This is a genomic window from Variovorax sp. TBS-050B, assembly GCF_029893635.1.
In the GTDB taxonomy this organism is placed as follows: Bacteria; Pseudomonadota; Gammaproteobacteria; order Burkholderiales; family Burkholderiaceae_C; genus Variovorax.
This window is the reverse complement of the sequence record NZ_JARXYR010000002.1, coordinates 4,144,239-4,160,937: the sequence shown is the minus strand read 5'-3', so window position 1 is coordinate 4,160,937 and position 16,699 is coordinate 4,144,239. Positions and strand designations below refer to the sequence as shown.

General features: G+C 68.1%; 17 protein-coding genes. 9 read left to right on the top strand and 8 right to left on the bottom strand.

The window, feature by feature from the left end; genetic code table 11:
• Window positions 1–17: 17 nt before the first annotated feature.
• Window positions 18–599, top strand: a complete 582-nt coding sequence (locus M2165_RS22260; RefSeq protein WP_280816755.1) for a Fe-Mn family superoxide dismutase — start codon at window positions 18–20, stop codon at window positions 597–599.
• Window positions 600–744: 145 nt separating this feature from the next.
• Here M2165_RS22260 and M2165_RS22255 read toward each other — a convergent pair whose 3' ends face one another.
• The 3 genes from M2165_RS22255 to M2165_RS22245 all read right to left on the bottom strand — a co-directional run bounded on the left by M2165_RS22255 (window position 745) and on the right by M2165_RS22245 (window position 1,969).
• Window positions 745–1,206, bottom strand: a complete 462-nt coding sequence (locus M2165_RS22255; protein WP_280816754.1) for a DUF192 domain-containing protein — start codon at window positions 1,204–1,206, stop codon at window positions 745–747.
• A gap of 84 nt (window positions 1,207–1,290) precedes the next feature.
• Entirely contained in the window at window positions 1,291–1,488 is a 198-nt protein-coding gene (locus tag M2165_RS22250; protein WP_280816753.1) for a hypothetical protein, read from the bottom strand.
• A gap of 157 nt (window positions 1,489–1,645) precedes the next feature.
• Window positions 1,646–1,969, bottom strand: a complete 324-nt coding sequence (locus tag M2165_RS22245; RefSeq protein WP_280816752.1) for a cell envelope biogenesis protein TolA — start codon at window positions 1,967–1,969, stop codon at window positions 1,646–1,648.
• Window positions 1,970–2,188: 219 nt separating this feature from the next.
• Between M2165_RS22245 and icd the strand changes: the two genes are divergently transcribed.
• The 6 genes from icd to M2165_RS22215 all read left to right on the top strand — a co-directional run bounded on the left by icd (window position 2,189) and on the right by M2165_RS22215 (window position 10,662).
• Window positions 2,189–3,448 (top strand): NADP-dependent isocitrate dehydrogenase, encoded by a 1,260-nt coding sequence (gene icd, locus M2165_RS22240; protein WP_280816751.1) that lies wholly within the window; start codon window positions 2,189–2,191, stop codon window positions 3,446–3,448.
• 316 nt (window positions 3,449–3,764) lie between these two features.
• On the top strand, window positions 3,765–4,124 hold the full coding sequence (clpS, locus tag M2165_RS22235) for an ATP-dependent Clp protease adapter ClpS (RefSeq protein ID WP_280816750.1): 360 nt from the start codon (window positions 3,765–3,767) through the stop codon (window positions 4,122–4,124).
• A gap of 67 nt (window positions 4,125–4,191) precedes the next feature.
• Entirely contained in the window at window positions 4,192–6,513 is a 2,322-nt protein-coding gene (clpA, locus tag M2165_RS22230; RefSeq protein WP_280816749.1) for an ATP-dependent Clp protease ATP-binding subunit ClpA, read from the top strand.
• A gap of 179 nt (window positions 6,514–6,692) precedes the next feature.
• Window positions 6,693–8,138: a cardiolipin synthase gene (gene cls, locus M2165_RS22225; RefSeq protein WP_280816748.1), complete on the top strand. Its 1,446-nt coding sequence runs from the start codon at window positions 6,693–6,695 to the stop codon at window positions 8,136–8,138.
• Between the two features lie 177 nt (window positions 8,139–8,315).
• The gene (sbcB, locus tag M2165_RS22220; RefSeq protein ID WP_280816747.1) at window positions 8,316–9,758 is read left to right on the top strand and encodes an exodeoxyribonuclease I; all 1,443 of its coding nucleotides are present in this window, start codon (window positions 8,316–8,318) and stop codon (window positions 9,756–9,758) included.
• Window positions 9,759–9,813: 55 nt separating this feature from the next.
• A complete protein-coding gene (locus tag M2165_RS22215) occupies window positions 9,814–10,662 on the top strand; it encodes an NAD-dependent protein deacetylase (RefSeq protein ID WP_280816746.1) in 849 nt (282 codons plus the stop codon).
• Window positions 10,663–10,670: 8 nt separating this feature from the next.
• Here M2165_RS22215 and M2165_RS22210 read toward each other — a convergent pair whose 3' ends face one another.
• The 4 genes from M2165_RS22210 to M2165_RS22195 are packed head-to-tail and all read right to left on the bottom strand — an operon-like array spanning window position 10,671 to window position 13,169.
• Window positions 10,671–11,492 (bottom strand): alpha/beta hydrolase, encoded by an 822-nt coding sequence (locus tag M2165_RS22210; protein WP_280816745.1) that lies wholly within the window; start codon window positions 11,490–11,492, stop codon window positions 10,671–10,673.
• A 56-nt stretch (window positions 11,493–11,548) separates the two neighbouring features.
• The gene (locus M2165_RS22205) at window positions 11,549–12,409 is read right to left on the bottom strand and encodes a sterol desaturase family protein (protein ID WP_280816744.1); all 861 of its coding nucleotides are present in this window, start codon (window positions 12,407–12,409) and stop codon (window positions 11,549–11,551) included.
• Window positions 12,410–12,420: 11 nt separating this feature from the next.
• Entirely contained in the window at window positions 12,421–12,705 is a 285-nt protein-coding gene (locus tag M2165_RS22200) for an EF-hand domain-containing protein (protein ID WP_280816743.1), read from the bottom strand.
• 17 nt (window positions 12,706–12,722) lie between these two features.
• Entirely contained in the window at window positions 12,723–13,169 is a 447-nt protein-coding gene (locus M2165_RS22195) for a hypothetical protein (protein WP_280816742.1), read from the bottom strand.
• Window positions 13,170–13,361: 192 nt separating this feature from the next.
• Between M2165_RS22195 and ompR the strand changes: the two genes are divergently transcribed.
• Window positions 13,362–14,087: a two-component system response regulator OmpR gene (ompR, locus tag M2165_RS22190; RefSeq protein WP_280816741.1), complete on the top strand. Its 726-nt coding sequence runs from the start codon at window positions 13,362–13,364 to the stop codon at window positions 14,085–14,087.
• On the top strand, window positions 14,084–15,394 hold the full coding sequence (locus M2165_RS22185; RefSeq protein ID WP_280816740.1) for an ATP-binding protein: 1,311 nt from the start codon (window positions 14,084–14,086) through the stop codon (window positions 15,392–15,394). Before ompR ends, M2165_RS22185 begins: the two co-directional genes overlap by 4 nt.
• Here M2165_RS22185 and M2165_RS22180 read toward each other — a convergent pair whose 3' ends face one another.
• A complete protein-coding gene (locus M2165_RS22180; RefSeq protein WP_280816739.1) occupies window positions 15,395–16,681 on the bottom strand; it encodes an amidohydrolase family protein in 1,287 nt (428 codons plus the stop codon).
• Window positions 16,682–16,699: the final 18 nt, after the last annotated feature.

The window sequence follows — 16,699 nt, the reverse complement described above, 5'->3', positions numbered from 1 at the left end:
AACCCACGAGAAAAACCATGGAACATGTGCTCCCACCCCTGCCTTACGCCCTCGACGCCCTGGCGCCCGAATACTCGAAGGAGACCCTCGAGTACCACTACGGCAAGCACCACAACGCCTATGTGGTGAACCTCAACAACCTGCAGAAGGGCACCGAGTTCGAGTCGATGACGCTCGAGGAGATCGTCAAGAAGTCCAGCGGCGGCATCTACAACAACGCCGCGCAGATCTGGAACCACACCTTCTTCTGGAACTGCATGAAGCCCCAGGGCGGCGGCACGCCCACGGGCGCGCTGGCCAAGGCGATCGATGCCAAGTGGGGCAGCTACGACGCCTTCAAGGAAGCGTTCGTGAAGTCGGCCGTGGGCAACTTCGGCTCGGGCTGGACCTGGCTGGTGAAGAAGGCCGACGGCTCGCTCGACATCGTGAACATGGGCGCTGCGGGCACGCCGCTGACGACCGGCGACACGCCGGTGCTCACGGTGGACGTCTGGGAGCACGCCTACTACATCGACTACCGCAACCTGCGCCCGAAGTTCGTCGAGACCTTCCTCGCGAAGCTGGTCAACTGGGACTTCGCGGCGAAGAACTTCGGCTGAGCTGAATACGGGCAGCCGGACGCAGAGGACGCGAAGGTTTCGCGAAGGGCGCGAAAGGAAAACCAAAAATTTTGATTGGGATTCTTTTGCGACTTCTGCGCGCTTTTGTCTTTCTTCTGCGTTCGGCTGTCCGTCCCGATCCCGATCAGCGCCGGCCGGCGGCGAACAGCTCGCCGCCGAGCTTGGCGCCCTTCTTGATGTTCTTCTTGGCGAACCAGCCCTGGTTCATCTCGAGCACGTAGCGCACCGGCTCCTCGGAGCAGTGCGAGTTCTCGGTCATCGGCTGCATGTCCACCAAGTTGACGATCCGGCCGTCGTCGGCCACGAAGGCCGCGGTCAGCGGCAGCAGCGTGTTGCGCATCCAGAAGCACTGGGTGGCCGGCTGCTCGAACACGAAGATCATTCCCTCGGCCTGGGGCATCTCCTTGCGGAACATCAGACCGATCTCGCGCTGTCGCGGCGTCTGCGCGACCTGGGCATCGATCTTGTACAGCCCGACCGTCAACTGGGTGCGCGGCAGGTCGGTCTGGGGTTGTGGCTGCTGGGCCTGTGCGCCGCCTGCGACGAAGGCGGCAAGCAGAAGCAGGGCGGCGAAACGCTGGAACATCGGGGCCTCACTTGGGGGCGGGTCAGGGCGCAAGCGCCAATAAAAATGCCCGCTGATGCGGGCATTGCCGGTGCGCTCGAAAGCTTACACCTTCTTGGCGGCCGCCGTGTGGGCCTTGGCGACATGACGGACCTTGTGCTTCTTCACCGCGTGCTTGGCCTTGGGCTTGGCCTTGTGGACCGCAGCGGCGGGGGCCTCCACCTTCGGCGCGGGTGCCGGTTGCTGGGCGAAGGCGCCGGCTGCGAAGAGACCGGCGACGAGGGCTGCGAGCAGCTTGTTCATGAGACATCCTTTGAGATTGTTGGGTATGGATCACCTCCCGACGGAAGGCCCAGCTTCAACGCCGCAGGCGTGCGCTCCGGTTGACAGTCATGCCGCGGCCGCGGACGAAAAAAAAGCGCTCCCATGGAGCGCTTCTTCTCGAAGGATGAATCCTTGCTTACTTGGGCGTGCCGCCCTGGGTCGACTTGCGCTTCACGCTGCCGTCCTTGTTGCGACGACGCTGATCGCGGGTCTCGGCACGCTTTTCGCCAGCAGCTGCAGCCTTGTCGGTACCCAGGGCACCGCCTTCGGGCGTCTTGGCGATGTCGCCAGCGGGAGCGGGCACCTGGCCGGCGGGCTTGGCTTCCTTCTTGGCTTCAGCGCGGGCTTGCGGCTTGCTGTTGGTAGCGTTCCCTTGTTCGGGCGTGGTGCCGGTGGGGTTCTGGGCGTAGGCGCCAGCGGCGAACAGGCCAGCGATCATGACTGCGAGAAGTTTGCTCATTGTTGATTCCTCTATTCGAGAATTGGTTGGAAACGCCTCCCGGCGAGCAGAAGGTTTGCCACTAACGAGACCGTGGTCCCTTGGGTTGACAAACGCCTGCTGAAGGGTTGCGTCTAAAATGTACAGCGATTTGTTCGCGGGCTGTACAGCGATTGCCATCGCTGTCTGAATTCGCAGACAGTCGTCCGAATTACGTCACTCCCGGAGTCATTCCCACTCATGTCCAGCTACCAGCACATCAAAGTCCCGGCCGAAGGCCAGAAGATCACGGTCAACGCCGACAACTCGCTCAATGTGCCTGAGCAGCCGATCATTCCTTTCATCGAAGGCGACGGCACGGGTCTGGACATCACCCCGGTGATGCTCAAGGTGGTGGATGCTGCGGTGGCCAAGGCCTACGGCGGCAAGCGCAAGATCCACTGGATGGAGGTCTACGCCGGCGAGAAGTCGACCAAGGTCTACGGCCCCGACGTCTGGCTGCCCGAGGAAACCCTGCACGCGGTGCGCGACTACGTGGTCTCCATCAAGGGTCCGCTGACCACGCCCGTGGGCGGCGGCATCCGTTCGCTGAACGTGGCGCTGCGCCAGGAGCTCGACCTCTACGTCTGCCTGCGTCCCATCCAGTACTTCGAGGGCGTGCCCAGCCCGGTGCGCGAGCCGCACAAGACCAACATGGTCATCTTCCGCGAGAACTCGGAAGACATCTACGCCGGCATCGAGTTCGAAGCCGAGAGCGACAAGGCCAAGAAGCTCATCAAGTTCCTGCAGGACGAGATGGGCGTCAAGAAGATCCGCTTCCCCAACACCTCCGGCATCGGCGTGAAGCCGGTTTCGAAGGAAGGCACCGAGCGCCTGGTGCGCAAGGCGCTGCAGTACGCGGTCGACAACGACAAGCCCAGCGTGACCCTGGTCCACAAGGGCAACATCATGAAGTTCACCGAAGGCGGCTTCCGTGACTGGGGCTACAACCTCGCGGCGAAGGAATTCGGCGCCGAGCTGATCGACGGCGGTCCCTGGATGAAGTTCAAGAACCCCAAGACGGGCAAGGAAATCACCGTCAAGGACAGCATCGCCGACGCGTTCCTGCAGCAGATCCTGCTGCGTCCCGCCGAGTACAGCGTGATTGCCACGCTGAACCTCAACGGCGACTACGTGTCCGACGCCCTGGCCGCGCAGGTCGGCGGCATCGGCATCGCCCCGGGCGCGAACCTGAGCGACACCGTCGCGATGTTCGAGGCCACCCACGGCACGGCGCCCAAGTACGCCGGCAAGGACTACGTGAACCCCGGTTCCGAAATCCTCTCGGCCGAGATGATGCTGCGCCACATGGGCTGGAAGGAAGCCGCCGACCTGATCATCAGCTCGATGGAAAAGTCGATCGCCAGCAAGAAGGTCACCTACGACTTCGCCCGTCTGATGGACGGTGCCACGCAGGTGAGCTGCTCCGGGTTCGGCCAGGTGATGATCGACAACATGTAATTGCGCGAGCAGTCGCGTTTCGGCGCCTCCGGGCGCCCGAAAAACGAGCCCTCAGGATCGTTCCGGTCCTGGGGGCTTTTCTTCTTTTTCGGAAGCGGCGACGGCAGCGTTTCGGCGGAATTGCAACACCTCCGGAACACCTTGCTCCAGCGGCGGTGCTGCGTAATATTTAGGTCGTCGGCACTGGCGACAGGGCGGAAATTCCCGGGGTATTTTTTGCTGTCACCCCAGACGCAAGCCCCTTGATTTGTCGAATACAAGCCACCAAGTCTTCCTGCGCCGGCACGGTGCTTGCACGCTCTATAGAATCTTTTTTATGGCAACGAGAATTCCCAAGACTCCCCCGACTCCGCCGGCCCAGAAACCGGCCGGGGACGACGGAGATTCGGTCGTTCTGGAGCGGCGGCCGCAGAAAACCGCGCCGCCGCAGATGTACCAGGTGGTGATGCTGAACGACGACTACACGCCCATGGAGTTCGTCGTCGTCGTATTGCAGGAATATTTCAACAAGGATCGCGAAACCGCGACCCAGATCATGCTCAAGATCCATCTTGATGGCCGCGGCGTTTGTGGGGTTTATTCCCGCGATCTTGCGGCCACCAAGGTCAACCAGGTGATGGAGGCCGCGCATCAGGCCGGGCATCCGCTCCAGTGCGTGAGCGAGCCGGTTGCGTGAACCAGTTGAATTGCGCAAGCTCCAACCCATCTGAGAACTTATTTACAGCAAGGCAAAAGGAAATCACATGATTGCCCAGGAACTGGAAGTCAGCTTGCACATGGCCTTCGTCGAGGCCCGGCAGCAGCGCCACGAGTTCATCACCGTGGAACATCTGCTGCTCGCTTTGCTGGACAACCCGAGCGCCGCAGAGGTCCTGCGCGCCTGCTCGGCCAACGTCGACGACCTGCGTGCGTCGCTCACCAACTTCATCAAGGACAACACGCCACAGGTGGCGGGTACCGACGATGTCGACACCCAGCCCACGCTGGGCTTCCAGCGCGTGATCCAGCGCGCCATCATGCATGTGCAGTCCACCGGCAACGGCAAGAAGGAAGTCACCGGCGCCAACGTGCTGGTTGCGATCTTCGGCGAGAAGGATTCGCATGCGGTGTACTACCTCCACCAGCAAGGCGTCACGCGCCTCGATGTGGTGAACTTCATCGCCCACGGCATCAAGAAGAGCGATCCGCCGGAAGCCGTCAAGGGCAGCGGCGATGCGCCTTCGAGCGAGGGCGAGGAGGGCGGCGGCGAAAAGAACGAGAAGGCGTCGCCGCTCGAGCAGTTCACGCAGAACCTCAACCAGATGGCCAAGGACGGCAAGATCGATCCGCTGATCGGCCGCGAGTACGAGGTCGAGCGCGTGATCCAGATCCTGTGCCGCCGGCGCAAGAACAACCCGCTGCTCGTCGGCGAGGCCGGCGTGGGCAAGACCGCGATCGCGGAAGGCCTCGCATGGCGCATCACGCAGGGCGACGTGCCCGAGATCCTCGCCGAGTCGAACGTGTTCTCGCTCGACATGGGCGCGCTGCTCGCGGGCACCAAGTACCGCGGCGATTTCGAGCAGCGCCTGAAGGGCGTGCTCAAGTCGCTCAAGGACAAGCCGAACGCGATCCTGTTCATCGACGAGATCCACACGCTGATCGGTGCGGGCGCGGCTTCGGGCGGCACGCTCGATGCGTCGAACCTGCTCAAGCCGGCGCTCTCGAGCGGCCAGCTCAAGTGCATCGGCGCCACCACCTTCAGCGAATACCGCGGCATCTTCGAGAAGGATGCGGCTCTGTCGCGCCGGTTCCAGAAGGTCGACGTGGTCGAGCCGACGGTGCAGGAAACCGTCGACATCCTCAAGGGACTGAAGTCGCGCTTCGAAGAGCACCATGGCGTCAAGTACGCGGTGGCGGCGCTGCAGGCCGCGGCCGAGCTGAGCGCGAAGTACATCAACGACCGTCACCTGCCCGACAAGGCCATCGACGTGATCGACGAGGCTGGCGCCGCGCAGCGCATCCTGCCCGCGAGCAAGCGCAAGAAGACCATCAGCAAGACCGAGGTCGAGGACATCGTGGCGAAGATCGCGCGCATTCCCCCGGCCAACGTCAGCAACGACGACCGCAGCAAGCTGCAGACGATCGAGCGCGACCTCAAGAGCGTGGTGTTCGGCCAGGACAAGGCGCTCGAGGTGCTCGCCTCGGCCGTCAAGATGGCGCGTTCCGGCTTGGGCAAGGGCGACAAGCCGATCGGCTCGTTCCTGTTCTCCGGTCCCACGGGCGTGGGCAAGACCGAGGCCGCGAAGCAGCTCGCCTACATCATGGGCATCGAGCTGATCCGCTTCGACATGTCGGAGTACATGGAGCGCCATGCGGTGAGCCGCCTGATCGGCGCGCCTCCGGGCTACGTCGGCTTCGACCAGGGCGGCCTGCTGACCGAGGCCGTCACGAAGAAGCCGCATGCGGTGCTGCTGCTCGACGAGATCGAGAAGGCACACCCCGACATCTTCAACGTGCTGCTGCAGGTCATGGACCACGGCACGCTGACGGACAACAACGGGCGCAAGGCCGACTTCCGCAACGTCATCATCATCATGACGACGAACGCGGGTGCCGAGACCATGAACAAGGCGACCATCGGCTTCACGAACGCGCGGCAGGCGGGCGACGAAATGGGCGACATCAAGCGCCTGTTCACGCCTGAATTCCGCAACCGGCTGGATGCCATCGTCAACTTCAAGGCGCTCGACGAGCAGATCATCCTGCGCGTGGTCGACAAGTTCCTGCTGCAGCTCGAAACGCAGCTGGCCGAGAAGAAGGTCGAGGTCACCTTCACCGACAAGCTGCGCAAGCACTTGGCGAAGAAGGGCTTCGATCCGCTGATGGGCGCGCGTCCGATGCAGCGCCTGATCCAGGACACGATCCGTCGTGCACTGGCCGACGAGCTGCTGTTCGGCCGCCTGACCGACGGCGGGCGCCTCGAGGTCGACCTCGACGACAAGGACGAAGTGCTGCTCGACATCCAGCCGCTGCCGAAGAAGGAGGGCAAGTCCAAGCCCGAAGCCGAGGAAGCGGCGGCAGGTTGATTGGCTCTCCCCCGGGCTGCGCGCACTTCGTGTCGCTGCGCCAACCCCCTTCCGGGGGCGATGCCTGCGGCCCGGCAAAGCCGGTTCCGCGGCATCCCCGGAATGAAGTCAAAGGCCGGTAGCATTCGCTGCCGGCTTTTTTTTGCCGGTCGAAAAATCGACGACTGTTTCGCTTCGCCTTGATCCTCCCCGAACTCAGCCAGGAATGGAAAACCGGCCTCTCCCTCGCGTGGAGCGGCTACATCGCCGTCCTCTCGGTCTGGATCGTGATGCAGAAGCGTGCGCCGGTCTCGACGATGAGCTGGATCCTGTCGCTGGCGCTGCTGCCGTTCGCGGGCTTCGTCGTCTACTACTTCCTCGGCCCGCAGCGGCTGCGCAAGCAGCGCATCAAGCGGCTGCGCAGCCGTGCCGCCGCGCATGCGCAGGCCGACGTGGCGCTGCTGCGCGACGCGGCGCAGAAAGCGCCGCCCGCGCTGCAGCAGATGGCGCGGCTGGGCACGGCCGCCTGCGGGCTGCCGGTGTCGAGCGCCACCGGGGTGGAACTGCTCTCGGGCGGTGCGCGCACCTTCGACGCCATCTTCGAGGCCGTGCGCGCCGCGCGCGACCACATCCATCTCGAGTACTACATCTTCGAGCCCGACCGCATCGGCACCGCGCTGCGCGATCTGCTGGTCGAGCGGGCGCGCGATGGCGTCGCGGTGCGGCTGCTGATCGACGCGCTGGGCTCCAAGCGCATCGGCCGCAAGTTCATGGCGCCGCTGCTGGAGGCGGGCGTGAAGGTGGCGCTGTTCCATGACACCAAGGTGGGTCGGCGCCTGCGGCCGGTCACCAACTACCGCACCCACCGCAAGATCGTGGTCTGCGACGGCCGCGTGGGCTTCACAGGCGGCGTCAACATCACCGACGAGGAAGACAAGCGCACCCGCCCCGACGCCTACCACGACGTGCACCTGCGCATCGAAGGCAGCGCCGTGCGCTGGCTGCAGACCACCTTCCTCGAGGACTGGACCTACGCCACCGGCGAGGACCCTCGCGGCATGGATGCCACGCTCGCCGCGATGCTGCCGCAGCTCGAGGCCGGCGACATCCCGGTGCAGATCGTCACCAGCGGGCCCGACAACATGCTCGAGCCGATCCACCGCATTCACGTCGCCGCGATCCATTCGGCCACGCACCGTGCCTGGCTCACCACGCCTTATTTCGTGCCCGGCGAGCCCGCGCTCATGGCGCTCACGAGCGCGGCGCTGCGCGGCGTCGACGTGCGCCTGCTGGTGCCGCGGCGCAGCGACTCGGCGATCGTGAGCGCGGCCGCGCGCTCGTATTACGACGAGCTGATCGCCGCCGGCGTGAAGGTCTGGGAGTACGAGGCGCGCATGCTGCATTCCAAGACGCTGGTGGTCGACGACCAATGCGCGATGATCGGCACCGCGAACTTCGACAACCGCAGCTTCCGCCTCAACTTCGAGGTCTGCGCCGTGGTCTACGGCCCCGAGCTGGCGCGGCCGCTGGCGGCGCAGTTCGAAACCGACCTGCACAGCGCCGGCGCGGTGCGCGCCAACCGGCCGCAGAGCTTCTGGCGCAGGTTGGGGGATTCGATCGCTCGCTTGTCTTCGCCGCTGCTTTGAATTCGGGCTTCCGGACGCAGAGGACGCGAAGGTTGCGCGAAGGACGCAAAAAAATCCAGAACAGGTTTCAGGACCCGGATCTTTTCTCATTCGATCTGTCTTCTTTCGCGTCCTCTGCGAAACCTTCGCGCCCTCTGCGTCCGGTACCCGCTCCCGCTCCCGTATCCTTCCCAACCCATGACTGCTCAAACCTTCCTCTGGCACGACTACGAAACCTTCGGCGCCGTGCCGCGCCGCGACCGGCCCTCGCAGTTCGCCGCCATCCGCACCGACGCGGCGCTCAACGAGATCGGCGAGCCGCTGATGATCTACTGCAAGCCCGCGCCCGACTACCTGCCGAGCCCCGAGGCCTGCCTGATCACCGGCATCACGCCGCAGCTCTGCCTGGAGCGCGGCATCCCCGAGCACGCTTTCGCCGCCCAGATCGAGAAGGCCTTCTCGCAGCCCGGCACCATCGGCGTGGGCTACAACACCATCCGCTTCGACGACGAGGTCACGCGCTTCCTGTTCTGGCGCAACCTGATCGATCCCTATGCGCGCGAATGGCAGAACGACTGCGGGCGCTGGGACCTGCTCGACGTGGTGCGCCTGACCTACGCGCTGCGGCCCGACGGTATCGAGTGGCCGGTGAAGGAAGACGGCAAGCCCAGCTTCAAGCTCGAGGACCTCGCGCGCGCCAACGGCCTGCTGCACGAGTCGGCGCACGATGCGCTGTCCGACGTGCGCGCCACCATCGCCCTGGCGCGGCTCATCCGCGACCGGCAGCCGCGCCTCTTCGAGTTCGCCCTCGGCCTGCACAAGAAGGACCGCGTGGCCGCCGAACTCGGCCTGCCGGCCGTGCGCGAGACCGCCAGGCCGTTCCTGCACGTGTCGGGCATGTTCCCGGCCGAGCGCGGCTGCCTTGGCGTGATGTGGCCGCTCGCGAGCCATCCGACCAACAAGAACGAATTGATCGCATGGGACCTCGCCCATGATCCGAGCGAGCTGCGCGACCTCGACGTCGAGACGCTGCGGCTGCGCCTGTTCACGCGCTCGGCCGATTTGCCCGAAGGCGTGGTGCGCCTGCCGGTGAAGGGCGTGCACCTCAACAAGTCGCCGATGGTCGTGGGCAACCTGCGCACGCTCGCGCCGGCCATGGCCGAGCGCTGGGGCGTCGATCTCGATACCGCCATGCGCCACGCGGCCATCGCGCGCGACCTGCCCGACATGAGCGCGATCTGGTCGCAGGTGTATGCGCGGCCGCAGGAGGCGACGCCCGACGTGGACGAGGATCTCTACGGCGGCTTCGTCGGCAACGCCGACCGCCGCCGCCTGAACCAGCTGCGCGCGCTCTCGCCCGAGGAACTCGCGAAGGACCGCACCGGCTTCGACGACGCGCGACTCGACGAGATCGTGTTCCGCTACCGCGCGCGCAACTGGCCCGAGCTGCTGAGCGAGGAGGAGACCGAGCGCTGGGAATCGCTGCGCGCGGCGCGGCTCTTCAAGGGCGAGGGCGGCGCGCGCACCATCGAGGCGCTGTTCGCCGAAGTCGATGCGCTTTCCGAGACGGCGGACGAGCGCGGCGAGGAAATCCTGGGCGCCCTCTACGAATACGCCGAGGCGATCGCGCCCGAAGCCTGATCGGGCAAGGCGGGCGGCGACGGCACGAAGCGCGCTGCCGCCGTATGCTCCGGGCATGACTGCCACCGCCGACGCGCTCGCCGACTTCGCCCATTGCCACCCGAGGCTCTTCGTGCTCACCGGCGCGGGCTGCAGCACCGAATCGGGCATCCCCGACTACCGCGACGCGAAGGGCGACTGGAAGCGCCCGTCGCCCGTCACCTACCAGGCCTTCATGGGCGAGGAATCCACGCGCCGCCGCTACTGGGCGCGCAGCCTGATCGGCTGGCCGACCATGGCCGGCGCGCGTCCGGGCGCGGCGCACCGTGCACTTGCGCGGCTCGAGGCCGCGGAGCGCGTGGGCCTGCTGCTCACGCAGAACGTCGACGGGCTGCACGAAGCCGCGGGCAGCCGGGGCACCATCGACCTGCACGGCCGCATCGACACCGTGCGCTGCATGGGCTGCGAAAGGCGCATGCCGCGCGCGGCGCTGCAGTCGGTGCTGCGCGAGCGCAATCCACGCTGGGCCGCACTCGAGGCCCGCGCCGCCCCCGATGGCGATGCCGACCTCGAAGGCCATGACTTCGCCACCTTCGACGTCCCGGCCTGCGCGCATTGCGGCGGCCTGCTCAAGCCCGACGTGGTGTTCTTCGGCGAAAGCGTGCCGAGGGAGCGCGTCGCCGCAGCCTTCGCGGCGCTCGAGGCAGCCGACGCCGTGCTCGTGGCCGGATCGTCGCTCATGGTGTATTCGGGCTTTCGCTTCGTGCAGGCGGCGGTGGCGGCGGGCAAGCCGGTCGCAGCGGTGAACCTCGGGCGCACGCGGGCCGACGAACTGCTGTCGCTGAAGGTCGAAGCGCCGGTGGGCGAGGCGCTCAGCGCGCTCGCGCGGCAGCTCGCGCCCGAGGCGCAGCCCGATCCCGCCTAGCTGCAGCTTCAATGCGGCCGCGCGCCGGTCGAACGGATGAAGGCATCGACCGCCGCCGTGTACGCGCCCGGCAGGCCCAGCTCGGCGTTGATGCCGGCATGCGTCAGATCTTCGGGCTGCACTTCCGCACGCGTGCCGGCGGACCTCACGCGTGCGGCGAACGCCCGCGCCTGTGCGCACGCGTCGTCGCGCCGCAGCGTGGAGCACACCAGCAGCATCGGCGGCGCGCCCGGTGCGAGCGTGTCCGTCGGCGACACCGCGCGCCACAGCGCGGGATCGCTGCCGAACGCGCGGTCGTACAAGCGCAGGTGCGGCCGCTGCATCAGCGCGGCGGTGTCCAGCGCCGCGCTGTCGAGCATGACCGCGCCGAGCCAGCGCCGCGCGCCTTGCTGCCGCGCGATCTCGGGCGAGGCGCTGAGCAGCGCCACCAGGTGCGCGCCCGCCGAATGGCCCATCAGCACGAAGCGGTCCGGATCGCCGCCCCATGAGCGCGCGCTCGCCTGCGCTGTGGCGACCGCGAGCGCCACGTCCTGCGCCTGTTGCAGCACGTCGACCTGCGGCACCAGGCGGTAGCCGACCGAGACCAGGATGAAGCCCTGGTCGCGTACCCAGTGCGCGATCTTCGGCGCCACCACCGCAGCGGCCGTCTTGTCGCCGAACATCCATGCGCCGCCGTGGACCATGACCAGCACCGGCGCACCGCGCGGGTTCGCGGGCAGGTACACGTCCATGCGCTGGCGCTCGCCGGGTCCGTAGGGCAGGTCGGCCATGCGGCGCACCTCCACGGCCGGCCAAGCCGCGGGCGGCGGTGCGCCGGCCTGTTGGGCCATCGCCGGTCCTAGCGCCATCAGCCCGAGCCAGGCCGCGCAGGCCCGCAGCCGCCGGTTCACGACACGGCCCCCGGTGGACCGAAGAGCGTCGCGGCCTTCGCGCGCCAGCCTTTCGCCTGCCGCAGGTCGCGGCCGAGGTTTGCCCATTCGTGGAAGGCGATGCGCAGCGGATTGTTCGTGCGAAGCGGCACGGTGAGGCCGTAGCGCAGCGGCACTTCCTTGCGCTCGTCCGCGAAGGTGCCGAACAGGCGGTCGAACACGATCAGCACGCCACCGTAGTTGCGGTCGAGGTACTCGGGGTTCGACGCATGGTGCACCTTGTGGTGTGTCGGCGTGTTGAAGACCCATTCGAGCGGCCCGAGGCGGGGCATCCACGGCGCATGCAGCCAGAACTGGTAGAGCAGGTTGGCCGCGAGCGTTGCCGCCACGGCCACGGGCGGAAAGCCGAGCCACACCAGCGGGGCGAAGAAAAGCGCGGTGCCCGTGAGCTTGCCGGTCCAGCCCAGGCGCAGCGCGGCGGCCAGCGTCAGCTCGTTGGGCGAGTGGTGCACCGCATGCGAGGCCCAGAACCAGCGCACCCGGTGCGCCGCACGGTGGTACCAGTAGTAGCAGAACTCCTGGCCCAGGAAGAGCAGCGCGAAGGCGGAGGGCGTCGAGAGCACGATGGTGTCGATGCGGTGCGCATGCGCGAACGCGAGCACCGGCGCGGCGATCGACAGGCCCAGCGCATCGACCGCGCGGCGGCCCGCGGCATCGGCCAGCGAGGCGCCGTAGGCGCGCCAGTCGTAGGCCCGGCGCCGCACGAAGCTCTGCACCAGGCCCTCGAGCGTGGCCGCGGCCAGCACCACGGCGAGCAGGCCCGCGAGCCAGATGGCGATGCCGGGCCCCACGGCGGGTCGGAGGAGGTCGAAGGACATGTTGTCGCTGCTCAGCGGCGGTTGCGCTGCCGGCTCGCGGCGTAGCGCTCGATCTGCGCCATGGTCACGCCGCCCGTGCCGGCGCCGTCGATGGCGTCGAAGTTGCGGTGCACCCAGGGCATCCCTGCGCGGGCTTCGTCGCGCGTGAGGCGGCCGTCGGAATTGGCGTCGGCGGCGCCGAAGCGCTGCTGCAGCTGGCTGCGCATCTGTTCCGCGCGGTCGCCGCCGGGCCCGCGGGCGCAGGCCGTGACGGAGGCCGCCGCGAGCAGCAGAAGAAGGGCATGGCGGATTGTCATGGACGTGCTCCTTTGCATCAACGGCATGGAATGACCGCGCCGGCGGCGCTGTAGCAGGTGGCGCTGCGCGTCAGGCCGCCGTCGCTGCTGTAGCTGGTGCTGCGCTGGATCGTGTTGCCGGTGAGCGCGCTGGTGGCGGTGGTGCTGCGGCTCTGCGTCACGTGGCCCGCGGCGTCTCGCGTGGCGCTGCCGCTGCTGGTGACGGCACCTCGCGCCCCGACGGCGGACATGCGGCCATGGTGGCTGGCCGAGCCGTCGGGCTGGAAGGACGTCGCACCGGCGCGCGCCGCATAGCCGCCGTAAGGCCCGCGCACCGCGCGCATGTTCGTTGCGGTGATGCCGCCCGCGGCGTTGGGGCGCAGCACATGGCGGCTGGCCGCGGCGGCCTCGGAGGGCGCGAGCGCCGGCGCCAGCAGCACGGCCGCGAGCATCGGCAGCGTGGAAAGGGAAAGCACGCGAATCATATCGAAGGTCTCCTTTGCGATGGCGGCCCCGCACCTTGCGGAGCCCGAAGGCCAATGTGGACGGGAGATGTGAGCCAGACGTTTCGACGCCGGGCCGGTTCATGACAATCGATGAACGCTCCTCGGGCGCTGTCATCGTTTGTCATGATTTCGCCCGCGGTCGGGCCGGGCCCTCGCCGTTACGATTCCCGCATGACCGACGCGCTCGCCCGCATCCTGATCGCCGACGACGAGGCCGACCTGCGCGCGCTGCTGCAGCGCTACCTCGGCGACCAGGGCTATGCGGTGCGCACCGTCGACGGCGCCGGGCCGCTCGACCGGCTGCTCGCGCGCGAGCGCTTCGACGTGCTGGTGCTCGACGTGATGATGCCCGGCGAGGACGGCCTGGCCGTCTGCCGCCGGCTGCGCGCCCAGGGCGAGACCATTCCGATCCTCATGCTCACCGCGCGCGGCGATCCGGTCGATCGCATCGTCGGACTCGAAATGGGTGCCGACGACTACCTGCCCAAGCCCTTCAACCCGCGCGAACTGCTGGCGCGCATCCAGGCGCTGGTGCGGCGCCAGCGCATGCTCGGCGCCCATGTCGGTCCCGCGCCGGCGCAGCAAAGCGTCCGCTTCGGCGCCTTCCGGCTGCACCTGGACGAACGCCGCCTCGAGCGCGAGACGGCGGACGGCGCCGTGCAGGACGTGCCGCTCACCACCGGCGAGTTCGCGCTGCTCCAGGCGCTGGCGCTCCATGCCAACCGGCCGCTCGGCCGGGAACGCCTGATCGAGCTGGCGCGCGGCCGCGAACACGAGGCGACCGACCGCAGCATCGACGTGCAGGTGATGCGCCTGCGCAAGCTCATCGAAGCCGACACCGCGCAGCCGCGCCACATCCGCACGGTGTGGGGCCTCGGCTACATGTTCGTGCCATGAGCCTCCTCCCGCGCAGCCTGTTCGGGCGCAACGCGCTCCTGATCGTGCTGCTCATCGCGCTGGGCCAGATCGGCGGTGGTCTGCTGCTGCGCGAGATGATCATCAAGCCGCGGCTCGACCAGATCGCCGAGAGCGTCGCACGCAACGTGGCCGCCATTCGCGCGGGCCTGCGCGCGCTGCCGCCGGCGCAGCGACCGGACTTCGTGGCGGGATTCAACGGCCAGGCGCTCGCGGGCCGCGCGGACCGTGCACGCACGGCAGGCGACGATGCCCGCGTGCTGCTGACGCCGCTGGAGCGCCGCTTCGTGCGTGCGGTGTCGGCGCGCATCGCGGCGCAGGGCGTCGAACTCGTGTGGCGGCGCGAGCCCGACGGCGGGCTCGCGCTCCGGCTCGCGCTCGACGGCAGCGAACACTGGATCGTTACGCCCGGGCTGCTGCCCGTGCGCGAGTTCACGGGCGCGCTGGTGGCGGTGTCGGTGGGCAGCGCGCTGCTGGCGCTGGTGGGTGCGCTGTGGCTGCAGCGCCGGCTCAACCGGCCGCTGGCGCGCGTGGTCGAGGCGGCGCGCATGCTGGCGGCGGGCCGCGAACCTGCACCGCTGTCCGAGGACGGTCCCACCGAAGTCGCCACCGTGAGCCGCAGCTTCAACCAGCTCGTGGGCAGCCTGCGCCAGACCGAGCGCGAACGGGCACTGATGCTCGCCGGCATCTCGCACGACCTGCGCACGCCGTTGACCAAGCTCCGCCTGGGCGTCGAGATCGTGCGCGACCGCCTGGAGCCCGAGCTCGCGAGCAGCATGACGCGCAGCGTGGAGGAGATGGATGCCATCGTCGGGCAGTTCCTCGATTTCGCGCGCGGGGAGGGCGACGAGCAGGCGGTGCCGGTCTCGCTCGACGAACTCGTGCAACAGCTTGCGGCCGCGGGTGCCGACCATGGCCGGCCGATGGCGCTGCACCTGGGCGGCCTGCCGCCGATGCCGCTGCGGCCCGTCGCGATGCAGCGCGCCATCGGCAACCTGATGGAGAACGCGTGGCGCCATGGCAGGCCGCCGGTCGTGCTTTCGACGCGCGTGGCCAGCGGCGAAGCGGTGGTCGAGGTGGCGGACCACGGTGCGGGCATCGAGCCGGCCGAGGCGGAATCGCTCAAGCAGGCCTTTCGCCGCGGACGTGCCGACCGCAGCGGGGCGCCTGGCGCGGGGCTCGGCCTGGCGATTGCGCAGCGCATTGCGCAGGCGCACGGCGGGCGGCTCGAACTGGACACACCGGCCGGCCAGGGCCTGCGCGCGCGGCTGTGCCTGCCGCTGTCCTAGCTAGCCGTTGCGCTGCGGCGTCATCCAGCTCGTGGCCGCGCCGCGCCCCGCCAGGTGCAGGCTCGCGGTGGCCGGCGGCGTTTCCGCCAGCAGCCGGCCTTTGCGGTAGACCTTGAGCCGCGTGGCGCGCAGCCGGATCGCCTCGATGGGATCGCGCGCCTGCAGCAGCACGAAGCTCGCGTCGCAGCCCGCCTCCAGGCCGTAGCCTTCGAGGTGCATCGCCCGCGCCGCGTTCGCGGTCACCGCATCGAAGCACTGGCGGATGCCGGCTTGGCTCGTCATCTGCGCCACGTGCAGGCCCATGTGCGCGACCTCGAGCATGTCGCCCGAGCCCATGCCGTACCACGGGTCCATCACGCAGTCGTGGCCGAAGGCGACGTTCACGCCCGCGGCCATGAGCTCGGGCACGCGGGTCATGCCGCGGCGCTTGGGGTAGCTGTCGTGGCGGCCCTGCAGCGTGATGTTGATGAGCGGATTGGCGACCACGCCCACGCCGCTCTCGGCGATCAGCGGCAGCAGCTTGCTCACGTAGTAGTTGTCCATCGAGTGCATCGAGGTGCAGTGCGAGCCGGTCACGCGGCCCTGCATGCCCAGGCGCTGCGCTTCGAAAGCCAGCGTCTCGATGTGGCGCGAGAGCGGGTCGTCCGACTCGTCGCAGTGCATGTCGACCAGGCTGCCGCGCTCGGCGGCGAGTTCCATCAGCAGCTTCACGCTCGCGGCGCCGTCGGCCATGGTGCGCTCGAAATGCGGAATGCCGCCGACCACGTCCACGCCCTTGTCGAGCGCGCGCCGGAGGTTCTCGACGCCGCCCTGGGAGCGCAGCACGCCGTCCTGCGGGAAGGCCACGAGCTGGAGGTCGATGTAGGGCGCGACGCGGCGCTTCACCTCCAGCAGCGCATCGACCGCGAGCAGGCTCGGGTCGCTGGTGTCCACGTGCGTGCGGATCGCGAGCAGGCCCTTGGCGACTGCCCAGTCGCAATAGGCGAGGGCGCGCTCGATCAGCGCGTCGGCCGTGAGCAGCGGCTTGAGTTCGCCCCACAGCGCAATGCCTTCGAGCAGCGTGCCGCTCTGGTTGACGCGCGGCAGGCCGTAGCTCAGCGTGGCGTCCATGTGGAAATGCGGGTCGACGAAAGGCGGCGCCACGAGCAGGCCGCCGGCGTCGAGCGTCTCGTGCGCCGGCGCATCGAGGCCTTCGCGGAGCTCGGTGATGCGGCCGGCCTGCACGGCGATCGACATGCCGCTGCGGCCGTCGGGAAGGGTGGCGTTGGTGACGAGGAGATCGAGCATCGTGGGGAGGTCCGGTGA

What these genes read in the sequence shown, in the direction of transcription:
- M2165_RS22260 (WP_280816755.1), top strand. Translation starts at nt 18, where the DNA reads ATGGAACATGTGCTCCCACCCCTGCCTTACGCCCTCGACGCCCTGGCG.
- M2165_RS22255 (WP_280816754.1), bottom strand. Translation starts at nt 1,206, where the DNA reads ATGTTCCAGCGTTTCGCCGCCCTGCTTCTGCTTGCCGCCTTCGTCGCA.
- M2165_RS22250 (WP_280816753.1), bottom strand. Translation starts at nt 1,488, where the DNA reads ATGAACAAGCTGCTCGCAGCCCTCGTCGCCGGTCTCTTCGCAGCCGGC.
- M2165_RS22245 (WP_280816752.1), bottom strand. Translation starts at nt 1,969, where the DNA reads ATGAGCAAACTTCTCGCAGTCATGATCGCTGGCCTGTTCGCCGCTGGC.
- icd (WP_280816751.1), top strand. Translation starts at nt 2,189, where the DNA reads ATGTCCAGCTACCAGCACATCAAAGTCCCGGCCGAAGGCCAGAAGATC.
- clpS (WP_280816750.1), top strand. Translation starts at nt 3,765, where the DNA reads ATGGCAACGAGAATTCCCAAGACTCCCCCGACTCCGCCGGCCCAGAAA.
- clpA (WP_280816749.1), top strand. Translation starts at nt 4,192, where the DNA reads ATGATTGCCCAGGAACTGGAAGTCAGCTTGCACATGGCCTTCGTCGAG.
- sbcB (WP_280816747.1), top strand. Translation starts at nt 8,316, where the DNA reads ATGACTGCTCAAACCTTCCTCTGGCACGACTACGAAACCTTCGGCGCC.
- M2165_RS22215 (WP_280816746.1), top strand. Translation starts at nt 9,814, where the DNA reads ATGACTGCCACCGCCGACGCGCTCGCCGACTTCGCCCATTGCCACCCG.
- M2165_RS22210 (WP_280816745.1), bottom strand. Translation starts at nt 11,492, where the DNA reads ATGGCCCAACAGGCCGGCGCACCGCCGCCCGCGGCTTGGCCGGCCGTG.
- M2165_RS22205 (WP_280816744.1), bottom strand. Translation starts at nt 12,409, where the DNA reads ATGTCCTTCGACCTCCTCCGACCCGCCGTGGGGCCCGGCATCGCCATC.
- M2165_RS22200 (WP_280816743.1), bottom strand. Translation starts at nt 12,705, where the DNA reads ATGACAATCCGCCATGCCCTTCTTCTGCTGCTCGCGGCGGCCTCCGTC.
- M2165_RS22195 (WP_280816742.1), bottom strand. Translation starts at nt 13,169, where the DNA reads ATGATTCGCGTGCTTTCCCTTTCCACGCTGCCGATGCTCGCGGCCGTG.
- ompR (WP_280816741.1), top strand. Translation starts at nt 13,362, where the DNA reads ATGACCGACGCGCTCGCCCGCATCCTGATCGCCGACGACGAGGCCGAC.
- M2165_RS22185 (WP_280816740.1), top strand. Translation starts at nt 14,084, where the DNA reads ATGAGCCTCCTCCCGCGCAGCCTGTTCGGGCGCAACGCGCTCCTGATC.
- M2165_RS22180 (WP_280816739.1), bottom strand. Translation starts at nt 16,681, where the DNA reads ATGCTCGATCTCCTCGTCACCAACGCCACCCTTCCCGACGGCCGCAGC.